This window comes from Polynucleobacter sp. AP-Reno-20A-A9 (assembly GCF_018882085.1).
In the GTDB taxonomy this organism is placed as follows: Bacteria; Pseudomonadota; Gammaproteobacteria; order Burkholderiales; family Burkholderiaceae; genus Polynucleobacter.
Genome location: NZ_JACVPB010000008.1, coordinates 1 through 18,856 on the forward strand (window position 1 = coordinate 1; position 18,856 = coordinate 18,856).

General features: G+C 43.7%; 21 protein-coding genes and 1 tRNA gene. 20 read left to right on the forward strand and 2 right to left on the reverse strand.

Annotated features, from left to right (window positions below):
- Positions 1 to 68 precede the first annotated feature (68 nt).
- From ICN39_RS08010 to ICN39_RS08020, 3 genes are all read left to right on the forward strand, one after another.
- Positions 69 to 473 (forward strand): hypothetical protein, encoded by a 405-nt coding sequence (locus tag ICN39_RS08010; protein WP_255532388.1) that lies wholly within the window; start codon positions 69 to 71, stop codon positions 471 to 473.
- 319 nt (positions 474 to 792) lie between these two features.
- Complete coding sequence (locus ICN39_RS08015) at positions 793 to 1,365, forward strand: phasin family protein (RefSeq protein WP_216233532.1); 573 nt, start codon at positions 793 to 795, stop codon at positions 1,363 to 1,365.
- Positions 1,366 to 1,530: 165 nt separating this feature from the next.
- A complete protein-coding gene (locus ICN39_RS08020) occupies positions 1,531 to 1,986 on the forward strand; it encodes a BLUF domain-containing protein (RefSeq protein ID WP_216233533.1) in 456 nt (151 codons plus the stop codon).
- 332 nt (positions 1,987 to 2,318) lie between these two features.
- Here ICN39_RS08020 and ICN39_RS08025 read toward each other — a convergent pair whose 3' ends face one another.
- The gene (locus ICN39_RS08025) at positions 2,319 to 3,884 is read right to left on the reverse strand and encodes a diguanylate cyclase domain-containing protein (RefSeq protein ID WP_216233534.1); all 1,566 of its coding nucleotides are present in this window, start codon (positions 3,882 to 3,884) and stop codon (positions 2,319 to 2,321) included.
- Positions 3,885 to 4,042: 158 nt separating this feature from the next.
- On the reverse strand, positions 4,043 to 4,762 hold the full coding sequence (locus ICN39_RS08030) for a Crp/Fnr family transcriptional regulator (RefSeq protein WP_216233535.1): 720 nt from the start codon (positions 4,760 to 4,762) through the stop codon (positions 4,043 to 4,045).
- A 171-nt stretch (positions 4,763 to 4,933) separates the two neighbouring features.
- On the opposite strand from ICN39_RS08030, the gene ICN39_RS08035 reads away from it, so the two are divergent.
- The 17 genes from ICN39_RS08035 (at position 4,934) to ICN39_RS08115 (ending at position 18,851) form a co-directional block, all read left to right on the forward strand.
- A complete protein-coding gene (locus tag ICN39_RS08035) occupies positions 4,934 to 5,344 on the forward strand; it encodes a BLUF domain-containing protein (protein ID WP_216233536.1) in 411 nt (136 codons plus the stop codon).
- Positions 5,345 to 5,528: 184 nt separating this feature from the next.
- Complete coding sequence (locus ICN39_RS08040; RefSeq protein ID WP_216233537.1) at positions 5,529 to 5,672, forward strand: hypothetical protein; 144 nt, start codon at positions 5,529 to 5,531, stop codon at positions 5,670 to 5,672.
- Between the two features lie 297 nt (positions 5,673 to 5,969).
- Positions 5,970 to 6,173 (forward strand): cold-shock protein, encoded by a 204-nt coding sequence (locus ICN39_RS08045; RefSeq protein WP_072583619.1) that lies wholly within the window; start codon positions 5,970 to 5,972, stop codon positions 6,171 to 6,173.
- Positions 6,174 to 6,258: 85 nt separating this feature from the next.
- Positions 6,259 to 6,519 (forward strand): translation initiation factor IF-1, encoded by a 261-nt coding sequence (infA, locus tag ICN39_RS08050; protein WP_216233538.1) that lies wholly within the window; start codon positions 6,259 to 6,261, stop codon positions 6,517 to 6,519.
- A 488-nt stretch (positions 6,520 to 7,007) separates the two neighbouring features.
- Positions 7,008 to 8,090 carry a tRNA dihydrouridine(20/20a) synthase DusA gene (gene dusA, locus ICN39_RS08055; protein ID WP_370623714.1) on the forward strand — a complete coding sequence of 361 codons (1,083 nt, stop codon included), beginning with the start codon at positions 7,008 to 7,010 and terminating at the stop codon, positions 8,088 to 8,090.
- 66 nt (positions 8,091 to 8,156) lie between these two features.
- Positions 8,157 to 8,232, forward strand: a tRNA-His gene (locus tag ICN39_RS08060).
- A 480-nt stretch (positions 8,233 to 8,712) separates the two neighbouring features.
- Complete coding sequence (locus ICN39_RS08065; protein WP_216233539.1) at positions 8,713 to 10,242, forward strand: hypothetical protein; 1,530 nt, start codon at positions 8,713 to 8,715, stop codon at positions 10,240 to 10,242.
- 8 nt (positions 10,243 to 10,250) lie between these two features.
- Entirely contained in the window at positions 10,251 to 10,754 is a 504-nt protein-coding gene (locus tag ICN39_RS08070; RefSeq protein ID WP_216233540.1) for a hypothetical protein, read from the forward strand.
- Positions 10,747 to 12,018 (forward strand): hypothetical protein, encoded by a 1,272-nt coding sequence (locus ICN39_RS08075; protein ID WP_216233541.1) that lies wholly within the window; start codon positions 10,747 to 10,749, stop codon positions 12,016 to 12,018. Before ICN39_RS08070 ends, ICN39_RS08075 begins: the two co-directional genes overlap by 8 nt.
- A 134-nt stretch (positions 12,019 to 12,152) precedes the next feature.
- Positions 12,153 to 12,335 (forward strand): Flp family type IVb pilin, encoded by a 183-nt coding sequence (locus ICN39_RS08080; RefSeq protein WP_216233542.1) that lies wholly within the window; start codon positions 12,153 to 12,155, stop codon positions 12,333 to 12,335.
- Positions 12,336 to 12,467: 132 nt separating this feature from the next.
- Entirely contained in the window at positions 12,468 to 12,932 is a 465-nt protein-coding gene (locus ICN39_RS08085) for a prepilin peptidase (RefSeq protein WP_216233543.1), read from the forward strand.
- Between the two features lie 2 nt (positions 12,933 to 12,934).
- Positions 12,935 to 13,678: a Flp pilus assembly protein CpaB gene (cpaB, locus tag ICN39_RS08090; protein ID WP_216233544.1), complete on the forward strand. Its 744-nt coding sequence runs from the start codon at positions 12,935 to 12,937 to the stop codon at positions 13,676 to 13,678.
- Position 13,679: 1 nt separating this feature from the next.
- Positions 13,680 to 15,011 carry a type II and III secretion system protein family protein gene (locus ICN39_RS08095; RefSeq protein ID WP_216233545.1) on the forward strand — a complete coding sequence of 444 codons (1,332 nt, stop codon included), beginning with the start codon at positions 13,680 to 13,682 and terminating at the stop codon, positions 15,009 to 15,011.
- On the forward strand, positions 15,011 to 15,334 hold the full coding sequence (locus ICN39_RS08100) for a hypothetical protein (protein WP_216233546.1): 324 nt from the start codon (positions 15,011 to 15,013) through the stop codon (positions 15,332 to 15,334). Before ICN39_RS08095 ends, ICN39_RS08100 begins: the two co-directional genes overlap by 1 nt.
- Positions 15,335 to 16,504 carry an AAA family ATPase gene (locus ICN39_RS08105; RefSeq protein WP_216233547.1) on the forward strand — a complete coding sequence of 390 codons (1,170 nt, stop codon included), beginning with the start codon at positions 15,335 to 15,337 and terminating at the stop codon, positions 16,502 to 16,504.
- 16 nt (positions 16,505 to 16,520) lie between these two features.
- A complete protein-coding gene (locus ICN39_RS08110; RefSeq protein WP_216233548.1) occupies positions 16,521 to 17,879 on the forward strand; it encodes a CpaF family protein in 1,359 nt (452 codons plus the stop codon).
- Positions 17,880 to 18,851: a type II secretion system F family protein gene (locus ICN39_RS08115; RefSeq protein ID WP_216233549.1), complete on the forward strand. Its 972-nt coding sequence runs from the start codon at positions 17,880 to 17,882 to the stop codon at positions 18,849 to 18,851.
- Positions 18,852 to 18,856: the final 5 nt, after the last annotated feature.

An 18,856-nucleotide genomic window follows, 5' to 3' on the forward strand; every position in this document is an offset into this window, starting at 1 on the left:
TTACATCGAAATTTTTTACAACCCGGTTAGACGCCATAGTTACAACAATGGGCTTTCTCCGGTAAGATTTGAACAGCAGTACCAAGCGAGGTTGGGAAGTGTCTAGGATATTGGTAGCGATTCATTTTGCTTTGGCTGCGTGCGTTTCAATGTCAGTTGGACAAAGTATCGTTAAAACCGACAATGGAATTTTAGTCAGCACTAGCAATATGACTTTATATACCTTTGATAAGGATCAGGCGGGATCGGGCAAATCAAACTGCAATGGAGATTGCGCTATAAATTGGCCCCCATTACTTGTAGATAAAAATGCAACATCTTATGGTGACTACTCCATTATTACGCGCGATGATGGCAAGAAGCAGTTTGCCTATAAAGGTAAGCCTTTATATTTCTTCAGCATGGACAAAACGCCTGACGATCGTAATGGCGATAACTACTTAAATGGTGCTTGGCATATTGTTAGGATGTAATCTGCTGGCAATATGGAGAGCCGCCTTAGGGCGGCTTTCTCTTTTTAATAATTGAAATATCTTGTATCAAAGTCTTCGAATTATTCAACGGCGGCTATCGTTCATTTAGGGGCAAGCAGTTAAGTGGCTATTTGCCCTAATTGGTGTAGTAATTTGAGATAAAGCCATCCTCAATGACGTCCCAAAGACTGCCTCTAAGATCCATTCTTATGTCTGATATCGTACATACTCATTTAGTGGCTTCTATTACAGTTAATCAGGTAGATTTGCGCCTGAGAATCCATCAAAAATCGTGCAAATAAAAATAAAGGGATAGATCATGTTTCAAAGTCAAATAAATAAACAAATTTCCCAAGCTCAGGCTACAGCAGTAGAAAACACCAAACGACTAGCTCAAGCTGTCCTTCAAAGCGCGCAAGAATTGGCTGAAATTAACCAAGCCGTCGCAAATGAGATTTTGGTTGCTGCTCAAAAAGTCAACACTCATTTGATGGCCATCAAGGATCCTCAGCGGTTGGCTAAATTAGCTCAGCCAGAAGTTGCTCAAGAGGCTGCCAAATATGCCACCGCATACCAAGGGAGGGTAAGAAAAGTTATTCGCAATAGCGGTAATGAAATTAAGCAAGTGATCGATCTTTCTATCGCCAATGTACGCAATGATCTAGAGAAGTTTGTTATTGAAGCCACCAAGAGTAGTCCTTCTGGTTCTGAAGCTTTTGTTACTGCTTTTACAGCCGTATTTGAAACCTCGCTTCAATATTTTGACCAAGTCCATAGTGTTGCAAATGACGCCTTCTCTAGCTATGGAAAAAGTGTTGATGCTGCATTGGAAAGCGCTCAAGATCAATATGTAGTTGCTAAGCCAGGCGCTAAAGACCGTAAAACTGCGTAATTATTTTTAACCGAGATATTTGAAGCTACCCTTATTTTTTTCTAAAAGTATTTTATGGGAATCTCTAATCCTTAAATCTGGCGCTTTAGGTAATCTCCTTGAATCGGCCAGCAAAAAGGATTTAATACTCCTACACAACGCATCTAAGAGAAGGCAATTAATCTCATGTCCAAACAAGATGTCTTAGTTGAGCTTAGGTATAGAAGTAAAGCGGTATACGATTTCGGCCTACTTGGAATCATGCGCCTATTTGAGGTTTCTTATCATTGGAATTTAAAGCACGGTCTTACGGGAGTCCTTTTTTATGATCGTGGCCAGTTTGGCCAAATCCTTGAGGGTAAAAGAGATGACGTTGAAGAAATCTGGGCAAAAATTCAAAAAGACCCAAGACATGATGGTATTGAGCTTCTGGGCATCATGGCGATCGAGCGGCGACGCTTTCCTAATTGGGCATTAAAAATTTATGATGGCAAAGAATTTGCTAGGTTATTGCCTCAGCTGGTCAACGCAATTGAGGATATTGCAGACTCGAACTTAGAAGTCATAAAGGCTATGCAGGATTTGGGCATAGCGGATGCGGGCAGACATCTATTGGCTACTAAAACTACTATGGGTTCATGAATTTTGTCTTCTAGGAATGTTTCATAGATGGCTACTTTAGGTTGACTCAAGTCAATGCGAGCCTTTTTTGCCATAAGGACTAAAGCTAGCTAGTAAGTGGCGCACGATCGAGCGCTGATATTGCCGCAACGAGAAGATCTCTGCTTGATGAACTTTGTGGTCATATGCCCAAAAGAGATGGGTCACCCAGTGTTACACCTGAAAACCTCAATGTTAAGACCGATGAGCACCATAGTATCGATGCATTTGATCGAGTGGATGTTCTCATTGGCTAGGGGTAGGGCGAGTATTTATGCTGATCACCGCCGTTACTCATCTAGCTGTAAATATCTCTACTGCCAATCTAAAAATTCTTTAACTCGGTTACGCCCGGAGTTTTTTGCCCGATACATTGCTCTATCGGCTTCCCCAATGAGGATTTCGCAATCGATTAGATCTCGTTTGTGGTTACAAGTAACACCAAGCGATACGGTGAACTGAATTTCACGCGCATCATCAGATTTGAGTTTGAGCTTTGCTGTCATCACCCTTAGGCGCTCTGCCACATCCTTGGCTTCAGCCAGGTCAGTGTTTGGTAAGAGCAAAATAAATTCCTCTCCGCCGTAACGCGACACAACATCACCACTTCTCGCTAATTTTTTTATCTCATTTGCGAGTACTTTTAAGACGTGATCACCACACAGGTGACCATATTCATCATTGATGCGCTTGAAGTGATCAATATCGAGCATGATCAATGAAAGTGTTGATTTAGTACGTTTAGTACGCTCCAATTCAAGTTGCAGCTGATCTAAAAAATAGCGGCGATTGCTTAGGCCGGTTAAAAAGTCATGATTAGCATCGTGTATGAGCTTATCTTGAATTTTTTTGATGTCTGATAGGTCAGTTAAAAATCCCATATAAACTGCAAGTTCATCCCTATCAATCCGGTATAGGGTAACCCGAATTGGAAATTCACTTCCATCCTCTCGTCTTCCAAGAGTTTCATAACTCTTCTTTTCAACCTTCTGTTGAATCAGGATTGGCCATTCTGGCAAAAACGTGGAGAGGTGGTCGCCTGCAATCTCTTTATTCAAATACCCAAATATTGTTTTGAAGGCAAGGTTGATGCTTGTAATGGCGCCATCGGCATGTGCGGTAATAATGGCTTCCGTAGAGTTTTGAATGATAGTATCAAGCTCATCTTTGTGAAGTCTGATGGTGGCCAAACTCTCCTTGAGGCGCATATAAAAGACCCCTGATCCAACAAATCCAAGGATAGACACAATACCCATGGTGATCAGCATGGCAAGGTAAAACCAATCTGTCGGTGCAATGGGTTCTGCAGTCTGAGGCATGCCGATAAATCGTGCCGCTGCCATACCCAAATAATGCATGGCTGCAATTGCCAGACCCATCACAACGGCTGCAAACGTATTGGCGTACCTAGGCTTGATTTTGGCTTGATAAATCAGACCGTTTCGAGCCCAAAGCGCAAGAGTGGCCAGAATTACAGCGGCAGCTATAGAAATAAAAAATTGGAAGGGATCAAAACGCAAGGTTGCAGACATGCGCATCGCCATCATTCCTGAGTAGTGCATCAAGCCAATGCCTGCGCCAGTAATTAGGCCACCCAGTAGCAAAGTGAGAAAAGAATTATTCTGACGAGAGATCTGGTGCAGCACGACCCAAGCAGCCAATACTGCAGGTAAGGCGGATAAAAATGTCAAAGCGGAGTTGTAGCTCACAGAAGTGCATAGTTCAAAAGCTAGCATACCAATAAAATGCATGCTCCAAACGGCCAATCCAAAGGCAATTGCCCCGACCAGCATCAATAGATTTTTAGAGCGCAAGTCTCGTGCAGTTGAAACAGTACTTGCTATGAATAAAGCAAGTGATGCGCCACCTATGGCAACCAAAAGAGATAGGGCGACAAGGGGTGCGCTGTATGAATACGTCAGCAGGGTTAGATCTTGGGGGTTACTAAAAAAGAAATTAATGAGATGCTCCTTGCTGAGCCGTGAATAAGAGTGGTTTTTGGATTAACAATAATGCTGGAATTTCTATCGCCACTTAATTAAACAGCCACTTTCTTTGGAAGAATTCGTTCACATTCCGTTTTAACAACTTGATAGCATTCACATGCTCGCTTCTCAAGGCCTATTCGGTCTAGGATCGTAATGTGGCCGCGAGAATACTTAATCAGACCTGCTTTTTGAGCCTTTAAAGCTGCTTCAGTTACACCTTCTCTTCGCACTCCCAGCATGTTGGCAATCAGCTCTTGGGTCATTACAAGCTCATTGCTATCTAATCTATCTAAACTTAAGAGCAGCCAACGACAAAATTGCTGATCAAGGGAGTGGTGGCGATTACACACTGCCGTTTGAGTCATTTGCGTAATTAAGGCTTGGGTATAGCGTAATAGCAAGTGCATGAGTGCACCCGCCTTATTGAATTCCTCTACTATCACGTTTGCTTTGATGCGATAACTCTTTCCGGCGCTCTGTACTACTGACCTAGTCAGAGTGGAATTTCCGCCCATAAAGAGTTCTACTCCTACACAGCCTTCATTGCCGATAACGGCAATTTCAGCTGAAGATCCACTCGCCAAGTTATGCAGTAGAGAAACAATAGTGTTGGTAGGAAAATAAACGTAAGACATTCTGTCGCCTGATTCAGATAAAACTAGGCCGAGCGGCATATCGAACTCTTCAATATGAGGCAAAAGTCTCTGCCATGCATCTTCGGGAATGGAGTGGAATAGCCAATTCTGGTCTTTTAATCCAGCTTTATCCATTTATATCCCTATTAGCCAGTTTTTACTCAACTTTTAAATATAGCTCTCAATATAGCTCAAGTATGTGCGTTAACGCACATAGTAACACCATACCCCAGTAATATGATGTTCATGTTAAATAAGGCTTTCCAGCCTTGTTTGTGTTTGTTTTATCTATTTCGGGTACACCCTATGCACAAATCAGATTTGGTTGAATTAAAGTACTTAAGTGAAGCTGAAGTGGATATGAATATTTGGGGTTTGACTGCGATAGTGGATGTTGCTACAGCCTCAAATGCCCTGCACTCGATTACAGGCATCCTCTTTTTTGACAAAGGATATTTTGGTCAAATCCTTGAGGGCACTAGAAGCGCGGTAGTGGAAATATGGGGCAGAATTAAAGATGACCCAAGACACCATAATATTGAACTGCTGGGTATCACTGAAATTCAAGAGAGACGTTTCCCAAAGTGGTCGATGAAGCTTTTTGACGCCCAACAATTCTCGGTGGCATTCCCTCAATTCGCAGAACTCATTGCCAATATTGGTGACCCTGATGTGAAAACATTGCAAGCCTTGCGTTCGCTCTGGAAGGAAATTTAATTTAATTTTCCTATCTTTTGCGGGAGCTGATTTTGTATATTCGCTACTCAAGGGCATGAATAACCCATTGTCTTTAATTGGTTTTTATAAGTTTGGTTATGACTAGTATGCCAATAGCAATTCAGCGCATTCCATTGCTGCTGTAAGTCCAAGCTATGGATCATTTACTCAGGTAGGCGCCAATATGGGTCCTGTTTCCAATATGTTTGGATTGGGGATTCAGGGCGGCATAACAAAAGATATTTCTGCTCGGATTGGAGTAGTTGCGTCTACTAATAGCTATGGTCAAGAGTATGGCGGTGGCGCTGAATTAAGGTTTAAGTTCTAAGTCTTTAATGGCTACTTTGGGTCGTAAGCAGTCTTTAAATAGAGTGGGCGCGCCATTGCCAAGGCACTTTTACCTGTAACTATGGCTGTTATGAAGGTAATTTGTAGGTAAGCAACCTTTTATGACTAAAGTAGAGTAAAATACATATAGCGATTTTCAAGCTTATAGTGTTGTTGTACTAGTAATTAACACCGCAGTTCTGCGATAGTTCTTTTTAGCATCTCCCCCGCCATTCTTGACTTTCGCCCCACTTGGGGGCATTGCCCCTTTTTATATTTTTTTAAGGAATAGTCAGATATGGCAAACGGAATTGTGAAATGGTTTAACGACGCTAAAGGCTTCGGCTTTATTACCCCTGAACTCGGTGGCGAAGATTTATTTGCCCATTTTTCAGCAATTAATAGCAGCGGATTTAAGTCATTAGCTGAAGGTCAAAAGGTGACTTTTGATATTACTACTGGCCCTAAAGGCAAGTTAGCATCCAATATTCAGCCTGTTTAAATCAGAAGCAAATACCAGGCGAAAATTATTTGCCTGGCCTAAAGCCCAGCATGACTGGGCTTTTTATTTTCATTAAGGATGTTAAATGGCAAAAGAAGAGTTGCTTGAAATGGACGGTCTTGTTGATGAAATTCTGCCGGATTCTCGTTATCGGATTACTTTAGACAACGGCCATAAGCTTATTGCCTATACAGCAGGCAGAGTCAAAAAAAATCACATCCGTATATTGGCTGGAGATAAGGTTTCTTTAGAGATCTCCGCTTATGACTTGAGCAAAGGCCGCATCACATTTAGACATATTGAGAAGAAGCAATCTTTTGCTGGTGCGCCGAAAAGAAGATATTGATCTTTGAAGTTTAAAACCGCAAGTTAAATTAATATTTGCAAAGTTTTATCCTGCCAAACAATGGGTAAAAACGGCTTTAAATTATCTATTGATAAGGTGTACTAAGCGATAGATCGAGGCTTCAAAAGTTGATAATTCGTAGGCAAAAGTTTTGTAAAGAATCTCAGGTCTTGGTCGAGGTCGCCCCAGGCAGTCAAGGAATACTATAACCACCTTCGGGTGGTTGTTTTTTGATGTAAATGATTGTTTAGAGTCACAAGCAGACATTTAATTGAGTATTAAATAGACTGAATTTAGGGCAAATTTAGGATGCATCACTCTAGTAATTTTTAGAGTGATTAAGATTTCTATTGCGACTTCAATCTTTCCGCAACCAATTTTCTTTCTGAAGCTATTTTTACTTGGATCCTACGGAGCCTTGGTTTAATTTGGTTTTCATCAAAAACAAACTAAAATATTCATTAATAAATTATTGATAAATAGTATCCGTGAAAAATAAAGAGAAAAAGAGATTAGCGGTTGCTCCCATGATGGAGTGGACCGATCGTCATTGTCGTTCTTTTCATCGTACGCTTACTAAAGAAGCAGTTCTTTATACCGAGATGGTGACTACAGGTGCACTTCTGCATGGTGATGTCCCGCGTCATTTAGATTACTCGCAAGATCAACATCCAGTAGTTCTACAATTAGGGGGCTCAGAGCCTTCTGATTTGGCAAAATCTGCCGAGCTAGCGCAGCAGTGGAATTACGATGAAATTGATCTGAATTGCGGCTGCCCCTCGGAGCGCGTTCAACGTGGAGCCTTTGGAGCATGTCTTATGGCAGAGCCGGGCTTAGTGGCTCAATGTATCAAAGCGATGAAGAGCGCGGTGGACATTCCCATCTCCGTTAAGCATCGATTGGGCTTAGATTCGATGGACGCGGCTAGCTCCGAAAAGGATTATCAATTTGCGCTGGACTTTATCTTGGCCGTTGCCGAAGCAGGTGCTAGCCAGGTCACGATTCATGCGCGTAATGCAGTTCTTAAAGGCTTGTCCCCAAAAGAAAATCGAAGTAAGCCCCCATTGCGTTATGAGGTTGCTGCAAAACTTAGGTTAGATGCAAAAAAACATTTTCCAAACCTCAAGGTCTTGCTCAACGGCGGCTTAGAAACCAATGAGCAAATTGCAGGACATTGGGATGATTTCGATGGCTTCATGGTGGGTAGGGCCGCCTATCATTTTCCGGCTTTGCTTTTAGGCTGGTATGACATGATTCATACCAATGGCGATGCCGCTGGATATCTTTTTAGTGAGACCGAGTGGCATCGTATTCAGATTGCGTTAGTGAGGCAAGTTCAGGCATGGTTTGAGGAGTGTCAAGCCAAAGGCAAACCCTTCTACATTGGCGCTTTCACAAGGCATATTTTGGGCTTAGCTCATGGCAGGGCGGGCTCCCGTTATTGGCGCCAACGCCTCTCAGATCACCATGCGCTAGCTAAAGTTCAGAGTAAAGCAGCCATAACCGACTTTTTCATTGATGCCAGCTTATGTCTTGGAGATTGGGCTGCTTTTGAGGTTGAAAATATCTAGCTGAGCCTTAAAAAGGGTGTTTTTGACAGGATTTTGGGCAAAAAGCTATAATCTAGGTCTTCAGTGGCGGACGTAGCTCAGTTGGTAGAGTCCCAGATTGTGATTCTGGTTGTCGCGGGTTCGAGCCCCGTCGTTCGCCCCATTTGGAATATGGACTTGCTGTCCTGTACCGCGTCTCTTCATTCTAAAAACGCTAAATATTCCCGAAACGGGAATTGCATCCATTAATCATCCCTATTTACCCCTAATGAGCGAATACAGCCGCTAGTAGTAGCAAGACTGTCCGTTTCTGCTTCTAAAAGGGCTGAACAGTGTGATTTAGAGGGATTGGTTAATTCATGGTGCAGCGACTCAATCCAACCTATTGCAGTTGCTTAAACGTATTTTTTAAGGCGCCTGATTGTCGCGGGCCGTTCAATAAGTGGTGCTAAGGAAGCTGTTTCAAGCATTTTTTAGGTTGCTACATTTCTCCTTCAGAATGTATTCATCAAAAGAAATTCAACCAAAATATTTAGCGCGCGCACCTCTGTAAATTGGCACCTTTTCTCTTTAGGGCGTGATACCTGGCGCATTCGGCGAGGCCGATTTAGAAATGCAGTCTTGAGTTGTTTATGATGGACGCATGAGATATCAAGAGCTCAAGCTTAATGATGAACCATCGGGACTATCCTCGTTCTATGGCATCTCATGGCCGCTTCTGGTTGGAGTCATCGCCTGTCTTGGCTTGCTGGCCTTAACGTCTTGGCATATCTCTGTTGATCCTGATACCTATATGCATCTGACGGTAGGGAAGTGGATGCTGGATCATGGCTTAGTTCCAAGTACGGATATTTATTCTCACTCACTTGTTGGTCAGCCGTGGACCGCTCATGAATGGCTATCTGAGTGCATCTTTGCGGCGGTTTATATTGTTGGCGGCTGGACAGCCCTTGTATTGACGACGGGCCTGGCACTGGCAGCCACTCTTGCCTTGTTATTGCGTTTCTTACTGAAACGCACCCCGCCAATTTATGCTATTTTTTTTACCGCATTGGCTTACTCTGCGCTTGCAAGTCATCTTTTAATTAGACCTCATGTTTTATCGTGGCCACTATTGGTAGTGTGGGTTAGTTCACTAATTAACTCCTCTGAAAAACATATAAGCCCACCATTTTATTTATTGCCCCTCATGGTTATATGGGCTAATTTGCACGGTAGTTTTATATTTGGCTTAGCTATCGCACTTCCCTTGGGTGCCCAGGCCATATGGGTAGCCTCGGCATCTGACCGGATGCGATTATTGCGGCATTGGGTTTTATTTTGGCTGCTAGCAGTAGGTATGTGCACATTAACTCCGCTCGGTTGGCGGGGCCTACTGTTTCCATTTGCTTTGTTTAAGTTAACGCATTTGGGTGCCATCATTGAATGGATGCCATATCAATTTTCTGGCCTTGGTGGTCTGGAGGTGGTGATTGCGTCATACTTATTTCTTGCGCTCATAGGTTGCATTCAGGTTAGTGCTATTAATGCTCTTTTGATTGTGGGTTTACTTCACCAAGCATTAACGCATAATCGTTACGCCTCCATTTTTGGGCTGATCACGCCAATGATTATTGCTAGTTCATTTGGTGTTCGCTATCAATTACTGCAAGGTGGTGATAAGGGGGTAACTCCCTCTGGTCTAGATGTATTCTTTAAACGCCTTGCAGGATTGGCTTCAAAAAAGGCGGTATTGGTAAGTGCGGTGCTTATTCTGTTGGTTGCATTGATAGAGGCGCGCAACGACCATCACCAACCCTCTAAAGAGGTTTTTCCAGTGGCTGCCGTGGATTTTGTTCAGAGCCAAGGTATTGAGGGACCTGTTTTAAATGCATATGAATTTGGCGGCTACTTAATTAGCCGGGGCATCCCCGTCTTTATCGACGGAAGGGCTGACTTGTATGATGAAAAAGTGCTGGGACCCTATTTAGATGCGGTTAGAGATGGGTCGCCTGCCGCCTTGGATGATGTGATTCGTGACTTCAAGATCACATGGATTCTGATTAGGCCAGACTCTCCTGCAAGAGCATATTTTGACGGTAGGGCACAGTGGCAGCATCTATATGAAGATAAAGCGGCTGTTATTTTTCGATTGCAGTCGGTTCCAAAGCAATCGAATCCACAGAGCAAATAAACGCCCCAATGAATATTTCCTCTGCTTTTATTGATGCCATTAAATTGCTTGTGCTTGCAGGTACTTTATTTTTTTTGACTGCCTGTGATCGATTGCATTTACCGGAATATTGGTTGTGTAGCGGCAGTTCGCAACAGCTTGTTTTGGATGCTGGCGGCGTTGTGTTGGAGAGGTATGAAGGTAAAGACCCCCTCATGCTGGAGATTTGGGGCAGTCGCATTTACCAGTTTTTACAGGGTAGCTTTAGTGGCGGCTATCAAGTTTGTAGGCCACAAGTAAGCAATAGCGAGTCAGGCTCAATAGTGCATTTTCAGTTAAACAAATGCGAGGATGGAAGCCAAAGCCAAGACCCTAGTGGTATTTGGCGCAATGGGGTGCTTGATCAGTCGACAGGACAGCTTGTGATACAGGAGTCGCGTAAGCTTGGCGATAGGGTGATACGTAACGAGGGTCGATATCAGTGTCGCAAGAAGGGCCGCTCATTTAATTTCTCGGAATTCAACCATGTCTAGTCGCAGCCTTTTGCTAATGCGTTTTGTTGTTATTGCTATTTGCCTAGAGCTGCCATTAATTCTTTCCTATTTTTGGATGACGGGTGACTTTTCTGTACATCGATTTAATGTTTGGCCTATTACTGAGTGGCTGATTAACTATCAAGCTGGCTTTATTCGTAGAGGTTTAGCTGGGGAGTTGCTCCTAAGATTTTTTGGTGGCACTGGGATGCTCGGCGCTCTATACAAAGCAATGTTCTTTTCATTTGCCCTATATGTGGCATGCTTTCTCCTGGTGTATTTGAAATCTGGCATACGCAATGCCAATGTATTACTTGTTGCCATCTTGATTCAAGGTGGCATATTTCATATGGGGATGAGTGCTGACTTCTACACTCGAAAAGAAAATATCTTCCTCATATTCTTTGCCATACAGTGCCTCTTATTTATGCAGATCAAGACTGCCGCAGAAGGGCATAAACGATATTGGACTTATTTATACCTATTTCTGCTGCTCACTATTTCACCCCTGTTGGTATTGGTTCATGAGGCCTATTTATTTTTAAGCTTCCCTGTTTCAGCTTTACTGCTTTGGGTACTTTCTATTGAGCAGCCACAGTGGCGCTATTTGCGATATGGCTTTATCTTTTTGTGTATTGAGGCTGTGGCAACTTTCTTGATTTGCTCTCACTTTCATGGCGATGTTGCAATGAGTCAGGGTATCTGGGAGGCTTTGCCTTTCACCGACAGGGTTGCCTTATCACCAGCTGCGCCGTACTCTGCTTTTGGTGCAATTGGTTCTTTGGGCTGGGGCTTAGATCAACACCTTACTACTTTGTATGGCGTTATCAGTTCTGGCGGTATTTTTGTGTGGATCTTTTTTGGCGCAGGCAATCTCCTAGTTCTGTTATATATCTTTTCCGCTATTCGCCCCAATGCCGTAAATGGAACGCAGTCCCAATATTCTCGCTGGATCTTCATTGGGTTTCTAACGCTATTACCAATGTTTTTAGTTGCTAGCGACTGGGGTAGGTGGATTGCCTCATTGAGTAACCAAATGATCTTGCTGATGCTGACTCTTTGCAGCTCAGGGTTATCCCTTAAACCAGAGACCAATTCTTTTTGGCTAATTGTGGGCCGGCATGCTTGCGCCCCACGTGGCGCAGTCTTACTGGGCGCTTGCATCATTTATGGCCTTGTCTTTCAGATGCCCGAGTGTTGCGTTTATTACAAGGATATCTATCCACCGTTTGGTCAATATTGGAAGTTATTGATTGGTTTCTAGCTTTGGATATGTAATTTTTATCCAACTTTATTGACCTATGTCAATTTAAAACGTGACTATAATGATTTTTGGGTTAATATTAATTATGACTAATCAGTTATTGAAATTGATAGTTTTTTAAAAGGAGCCGTAGCATGCTAAATCAATCAAGCAAAATTAAATCTTTTATTTCAAGCCTCGTTAAGAGTGAAGAGGGCGTAACCGCCATTGAATATGCATTAATCGCAGCCGGTATTGCTGTTGCAATCGCTGTAGTGGTTGGAACTTTAGGTAATTCCGTATCCAGCACATTCCAGTCTGTTGTTAACAAGCTTTAATTGATATTTCTGACATCTGGCTGGGCTGGATGTCAGTGTTTTAGTTATTGGCACACCTTTGGGTGTGAGTGTGATGTACTTTAGCTTTCTCTTTGCGCAATAGACGCATAGATAGGCGGAAAGTAGAAAGATATGTCTGTAACTTTTCCGTTTTTAGCTGTAATTTCGCTAGCGACAATTCTAGATCTCGTAACTAGGCGAATCTCAAACTATCTCATTCTCATTGGTTTGGCAGCTGCTTTCATCTTGGCTTATGTCAATGGTGGGTTAGGCGCACTAGCTAACTCAGTTCTTGGCGCCACTTTAGGCCTATTGGTTTTTATCTATCCTTATGTAAAGTCTTTGATGGGGGCTGGCGACGTCAAGCTAATGGCAGTGGTTGGAGCTTTTCTGGGCCCATATGCCGTGTTACTCACTGCCTTGTATGCCTCAATGATTGGTGGACTGATTGTGTTGGCTTACCTTCTTTATAGAGGTCTCTTAGCTGAATCATTAAGCAGGGCATTCAGACTTCGTTTCAGTAGTGAACGCATTCCATATGCCTTTGCTATTTCACTTGGAGCTTGCGTAGCTCTGTTAAACCCCACTCTTTTCTAAATATGCAAAATAGACGCATTCTCATATCTCTTATTGTGGCCTCGGTCATTGGATTGCTGGCCTTATTCATTGCCGCATTTGTTGTTAAAGATGAGCAGGCTGTGAAGTCTGCCATGGTTGTATCGGCGGATGAAAGCATCCCAATGGGAACCCCCATTTCTGGTTCCCAGTTAAAGCTTATTAAGGTTCCCGGCGATACCGTGCCTGCTGGTATTTTTCACACGATAGAGGAGCTCATTGGCCGCATTCCAAAGGGCGATATCAAAGCTGGTGAGGTTGTTTTTGATCGGATGCTTTACTCCGCAAACTCCTCGTCTGGACTGGCTTTCGCAATCTCTGCTGGCAAGCGGGCAATGTCAATGAATGTAAATGAAGTATCGGACGTTGCTGGTTTTGTGACACCCGGCTCTTTTGTTGATGTCCTATTTAGTAGTAAGGACGAAACAGGACGCTATAGCTCCAGAATTATTCTGCAGCGCGTGCTTGTACTGGCTGTCGCACAAGATCGTGTTGCTGTTGAAGATACAAAGCCTCGCTTGGCGAATTCTGTGACTTTGGAGGTAACGCCTCAGCAGGCAGAAGTATTGGATGCTGCTCGCTTGGCCGGAAACTTATCGCTTGTATTGCGCAATCAAACTGAAGGCTCTACACCTAGTGAAATGACTCAAACTCATTCATCTAGTGAAAATGGGGTTGAGGTAATACGCGGCACATCTGTGCGCATGGAATCTGGATTAGGTCGCTAATATGAAAATGTTTAAAAAAACCAGTGTTTGGGCTAGCCTGACTGCTTTTGTATGGATGCTACTGGCGCCTAACTTTTTATTTGCTGCTGATGCAGTAATTTCGAAAGAAGTGGGTAAGGTTTCGAGTGTTGAAATCTCGCTCGGTAAATCCCGTCTATACAAGTATGCTGATCCCATTACCCGAATTTCTGTAGGCGATTCGGCTATTGCTGACGTGATGGTGGTCAGCCCAAATCAAATTTACTTGCTTGGCAAGAAAGTTGGCTCTACCAATGTCTTTATGTGGCACGCCAATGGCAATCTATCTACCTTAGACGTTTCAGTTGGTGTAGATGCTGGCGCACTTCAGAGTTTATTGGGTAAATTAATTCCCGGTGAAAAAAATATTCGAGCATCTTCGGCAGGAGAGTCGCTGGTACTGAGTGGTCAAGTCTCAGACTCGATGAAAGTTCAGCAGGCTATTCTCATTGCTCAGGAATATACGGGTAAAAAAGTGTTGAATATGATGACAACTGATCATCTTCCCCAGGTGCTGATTGAGGTCAAAATTGCGGAGATAGATAAGGCCGTGTCTGACTCTTTAGGCATTCAAGTTCAAGGATCCAATTTTTCCTTCAATATGCTCAACGGGGCAACTGCGCCATTAGGTTTTGCAGCCAATGCGACTGGGACAGTTGGTACCACGAATGCATGGCTCCAAGCGCAAATTAATAGTGGCTTAATTAAAATCCTAGCTGAGCCAAATATCATGGCAATCAGCGGGCAAGAAGGTGAATTCCTCTCAGGCGGGATTGTATTTTTACCCGTTCCTCAATCGAGCGGTACTGGCGGTTCGGTGATTACCTTACAGCCTCAAAATTATGGAGTAGGGGTTAAATTTACTCCGACCGTATTATCCGAAGGTCGAATTAACTTAAAGGTGAGCCCTCAGGTGTCCGAGGTTCAGACGCAAGGAATTACCGTGAGTGCCGGTGGGTCCACATCAGTGTTGCCTTCAATTACGACTCGCCAAGCCTCTACTACCGTTCAGTTATACGACGGTCAAAGCTTTGCAATTGGCGGCTTAATTAAAAATAACGTTGCGGAAGTTATCAGCGCTTTTCCAGGTTTGGCAAACGTTCCAGTGTTGGGTGCCTTATTTAGAAGCGCCTCATTTAAAGCTGACCGTAGCGAATTGCTGATTGTTGTGACTCCCCATATCGTTCAGCCTGTGGCTAATAAAGTCATTCTGCCTACTGATAAATATATTCCCCCAACCCAAACTGAATTCTTTGTAAATGGTCAGCTAGAGGGTACAAAGCCAGAGTCCAAGATTGAAGGGGTAGCAAAATAATGAAACTTCATTTTGAGCAGAAACCAATGCTAAAAATCCTCGCTGTACTTGTGATCTTGACTGGGTTAACAGCTTGTCAAACCCAAGCCATTTGGGATACTTCCCCTGACTTTGGGGGAACGGTCAATGGCGCGGTCCAATCCCAATTGGTAAACCCAAATGCACCGCTTGACAACAAGAAGGTAACCACCGGATTAGATGGTGGAGCCGCAAAAGGGGCTGTCGATAACTATCAAAAATCCTTTGAGGTAAAGGCGCCAACTAGCAGCGGTACGTACCCAACTGGTGCCACGATGGGCACTTCTTCAGGTGGGGGCCGTTAAATGAAAATTGCAGCTATTGCTAGTACACCGTCCTCTTTAGTCGGGATCAAGGAAATTCTGGAATCCAATGGGTCGGAAGATCAGTTTGTCTTCTTAGAGCGTCGTGAAGGCGCGCTTGATATTGATCGCTTGGATTTATTTTCTACAAATATTCTAATCGTTGATTCTGAGACCTTATCTAAAAGCGACCTCAAGACTATTTCATCATGTACGAACGATCATGCGAATCCAGCAATTATTTATGCGACAAGTAATCCGCAAGATGGGCAAATGCTGGAGTTGATGCGTGCGGGTGTAGCTGAAGTTATAGGGTTTCCAGTTTCTCGTTTGGAGCTACTCGAGGCTGTTGAGCGCCTAAGGGCAAGACGTTATATCGCCTCCTCTTATCGCCCACGCGGAAAAATCCTTTCATTTATCTCGGCAAAGGGTGGGGCAGGCGCCACCTTCATTGCAGGGAACCTCGGTTATGCGCTCGCCACTGTTTGTAAACAAAAGGTCTTATTTATCGATTTGCACATGCAATTTGGTGATGCCGCTTTTTACTTGGTGGAATCTGCGGGTCCGAGCACCTTGACTGATGTGATTAGTCAAACAGGATTAGATTCAAGTGTGATTGCCTCGGCTACTACGCAGGTTGCCGAAAATTTCTACCTTCTGCAGGCGCCTGATAGTCCAGATAAGGCGGTTGGTATCAAGCCGCAACATATCGATAATTTATTGACGGTCGCGATTCAGGACTATGATTTTGTGATCGTTGATTTGCCTAGGGAAATTGAAGCAATCACGATGAAGGTATTGGATCGTTCTGACAAGATATTTGTTGTATTTCAGCCGGTTGTTTCATACCTAAGGGCCTTGGCTAAGGTATTGCATCTATTTACCTTGCTTGGTTACGAGTCACGAAAAATTGGCACCGTACTCAATCGTATGGATAAAGCGGTTGCGATTTCTTTAGGCAAGATAGAAGATGCGATTCAAAAACCGATCGACTGGGTATTCCCCAACGACTTCTTAAACGCAACTGAATCAGTCAATACCGGCATCCCTATTCAGAAGCTGCAAGCGCACATTCCACTGAGTGAGACTTTTACCGCTATGGCTTGCGATATTGCAGGTATTAAGCTGGAGTCGGTTGAAAGTGCGCCTTGGTGGCGTCTGTGGTTTAAATAATTTTTGGTAGATAAAAATGTCATTGCGGGAAAGAATCCAAGGTAATTTAACGCGCGACGGGGTTTTGTTGGGCGAAAAGTCCCTGCTTGACGAGCGGGCACAAGGCGCAGCCAATCTTCGAGCCCTATTGCACGAGCGTCTTCTAAAGACAATTGACTTGTCTGCGGTAGATCGCATGGTGGACTCCGAACTTAAAGTTTATTTAAAGTCCTGCATACAGAAGATTGTTGCTGATGACAAGATTGTGATCGGTGAAGATAATCTTGCTCACTTAGTTTATGAAATTCAGAATGAGATCATTGGTCTTGGTCCAATAGAGCCCTTGATTTCAGATCCGACTATTTCGGATATTTTGGTAAACAACTACAAAACTATTTTCGTTGAGAGAAAAGGGCGTCTTGAGCGAACCAATGTTCAGTTCGATAATGATGCCCACTTATTGAAGGTCATTGAGAAAATTGTAGAGCGGGTAGGGCGTCGTATTGATGAATCTAGTCCTATGGTTGATGCTCGCCTTCCAGATGGATCACGTGTTAACGCCATCATTCCGCCATTGGCTTTAGATGGCCCAGCCTTATCCATTCGCCGCTTCTCTGAAATCCCTTTATCCGTTAACAATCTGATCGAATACGGCTCCTTAACAAGTGATATGGCTTTGATCATCGGTGCATTGGTAAAGGTTAAAACGAATATATTGATTTCAGGTGGTACGGGTAGCGGTAAGACTACATTGTTGAATGTAATGTCTGGCTATATTCCCGATAACGAGCGGATTATTACCATTGAGGATGCTGCGGAGTTGCGCTTACAGCAACCTCACGTTGTCAGGCTGGAAACACGCCCACCCAACATTGAGGGTAAGGGTGAGGTAAGTCAACGAGCCTTGGTTAAGAACACCTTACGTATGCGCCCAGACCGCATTATTGTTGGTGAGGTGCGTGGTATCGAAGTGATCGACATGCTCCAAGCAATGAATACGGGTCATGAAGGTTCTTTGACTACGATTCATGCAAACACCGCCCGTGATGCTTTGACGCGTTTAGAGAATATGGTCGGTCTCGCGGGTGTGAATGTGATGCAAAAAGCCTTGCGCGAACAAATTGTTTCTGGCATTTCAGTCATTATTCAGGTTGCCCGATTGAGTGATGGCCGAAGAAAAATCATGAGTATTCAGGAGATTACCGGCATGGAGGGTGAGGTAATCACCATGCAGGAGATTTTTTGTTTCGAGCAAACCGGTGTTGCTCCAGATGGAAGTGTTCTGGGGCATTTCAGGGCTACTGGTATACGTCCACGCTTTGCTGATCGCCTTCAAGCGCGCGGCGCACCGCTGGCTGATTATCTCTTCGATCCGAGCAGAATTAAGGAGCGTTAGATGAACTTTCAGTTCATCTTTACTTTGATAGCGTTTACGGCCTTTTTTATAGGGCTGTCATATGCCATCTTTTCTTTTTTGAGGGTGCGATTTAGTCGCATTCGCAAGCGTGTGGATAGAAGGTTGGAGGCGATCTCATCGGACAATCAGCGGGCGACTTCTAAGCTGTCAGTGGTGATTTTATTTAGTTCATATCCCCGTTTTGATGCGTGGTTAAAGCAGCACTCAATAGCAGTCCAGGTTTATGAAGCTATTCAGAAGCTCAGATGGAACATTAGGGTCGATCAATTTTTGTTTCTTATTGCGATGATATTTGTTGTAACTAATTTTGTATTTCTTGAGTTGGGTGCATCGGGCTTTCTTTCGCTTCTATTTTCATTAATCGCCGCTATTTGCCCATTGATTTATCTCAAGTTTAAATTGGCCAAAAGACAGGTAAAGCTAGAGACTCAGTTACCCGAAATATTAGATTTTATTGCGCGTGCAATGCAAGCTGGTCATACCTTTGTCGGCTCATTGCAGATGGCCGCAAATGAATCGCGCGAGCCAATTGCCTCAGAGTTTCAGAAGACCTTTCAGGAGATTAGCTTTGGAAGATCAGTGCAGGAGTCTATGTCTGACCTATCTGCTCGAATTGATTGCCCCGAAATGCGCTATTTTGCAGTTGCGGTATTTATTAACCAAGAGATTGGCGGTAATTTAGCCAGCTTAATCAATGGTGTTGCCAAGTTGATTCGTGAGCGTCTTCAGACAAAGATGACTCTTCATGCCATGACATCTGAAGCGCGTTCATCTGCTTGGATCCTGAGTATCATGCCGTTTGCCGTTGCACTTTTGATGGCCATAGTCAGGCCAGATTTTATTGGTGTCTTGTGGAGTGAGCAGCTCGGTAGGTCGATGGTTGGTTACACCCTGGTATTAATGTTTATCGGCATCTTTTGGATGCAGCGCATGGCAAAGATCAGGGTCTAAGCGCA

Bases quoted from the DNA above. Each gene is read 5' to 3' on its own strand.
- ICN39_RS08100 (WP_216233546.1), top strand. From the start codon at position 15,011: ATGAAACTTCATTTTGAGCAGAAACCAATGCTAAAAATCCTCGCTGTA.
- ICN39_RS08075 (WP_216233541.1), top strand. From the start codon at position 10,747: ATGTCTAGTCGCAGCCTTTTGCTAATGCGTTTTGTTGTTATTGCTATT.
- ICN39_RS08065 (WP_216233539.1), top strand. From the start codon at position 8,713: ATGAGATATCAAGAGCTCAAGCTTAATGATGAACCATCGGGACTATCC.
- ICN39_RS08105 (WP_216233547.1), top strand. From the start codon at position 15,335: ATGAAAATTGCAGCTATTGCTAGTACACCGTCCTCTTTAGTCGGGATC.
- ICN39_RS08095 (WP_216233545.1), top strand. From the start codon at position 13,680: ATGAAAATGTTTAAAAAAACCAGTGTTTGGGCTAGCCTGACTGCTTTT.
- ICN39_RS08115 (WP_216233549.1), top strand. From the start codon at position 17,880: ATGAACTTTCAGTTCATCTTTACTTTGATAGCGTTTACGGCCTTTTTT.
- ICN39_RS08080 (WP_216233542.1), top strand. From the start codon at position 12,153: ATGCTAAATCAATCAAGCAAAATTAAATCTTTTATTTCAAGCCTCGTT.
- cpaB (WP_216233544.1), top strand. From the start codon at position 12,935: ATGCAAAATAGACGCATTCTCATATCTCTTATTGTGGCCTCGGTCATT.
- ICN39_RS08015 (WP_216233532.1), top strand. From the start codon at position 793: ATGTTTCAAAGTCAAATAAATAAACAAATTTCCCAAGCTCAGGCTACA.
- ICN39_RS08110 (WP_216233548.1), top strand. From the start codon at position 16,521: ATGTCATTGCGGGAAAGAATCCAAGGTAATTTAACGCGCGACGGGGTT.
- infA (WP_216233538.1), top strand. From the start codon at position 6,259: ATGGCAAAAGAAGAGTTGCTTGAAATGGACGGTCTTGTTGATGAAATT.
- ICN39_RS08040 (WP_216233537.1), top strand. From the start codon at position 5,529: ATGGGTCCTGTTTCCAATATGTTTGGATTGGGGATTCAGGGCGGCATA.
- ICN39_RS08030 (WP_216233535.1), bottom strand. From the start codon at position 4,762: ATGGATAAAGCTGGATTAAAAGACCAGAATTGGCTATTCCACTCCATT.
- ICN39_RS08070 (WP_216233540.1), top strand. From the start codon at position 10,251: ATGAATATTTCCTCTGCTTTTATTGATGCCATTAAATTGCTTGTGCTT.
- ICN39_RS08085 (WP_216233543.1), top strand. From the start codon at position 12,468: ATGTCTGTAACTTTTCCGTTTTTAGCTGTAATTTCGCTAGCGACAATT.
- ICN39_RS08020 (WP_216233533.1), top strand. From the start codon at position 1,531: ATGTCCAAACAAGATGTCTTAGTTGAGCTTAGGTATAGAAGTAAAGCG.
- ICN39_RS08045 (WP_072583619.1), top strand. From the start codon at position 5,970: ATGGCAAACGGAATTGTGAAATGGTTTAACGACGCTAAAGGCTTCGGC.
- ICN39_RS08035 (WP_216233536.1), top strand. From the start codon at position 4,934: ATGCACAAATCAGATTTGGTTGAATTAAAGTACTTAAGTGAAGCTGAA.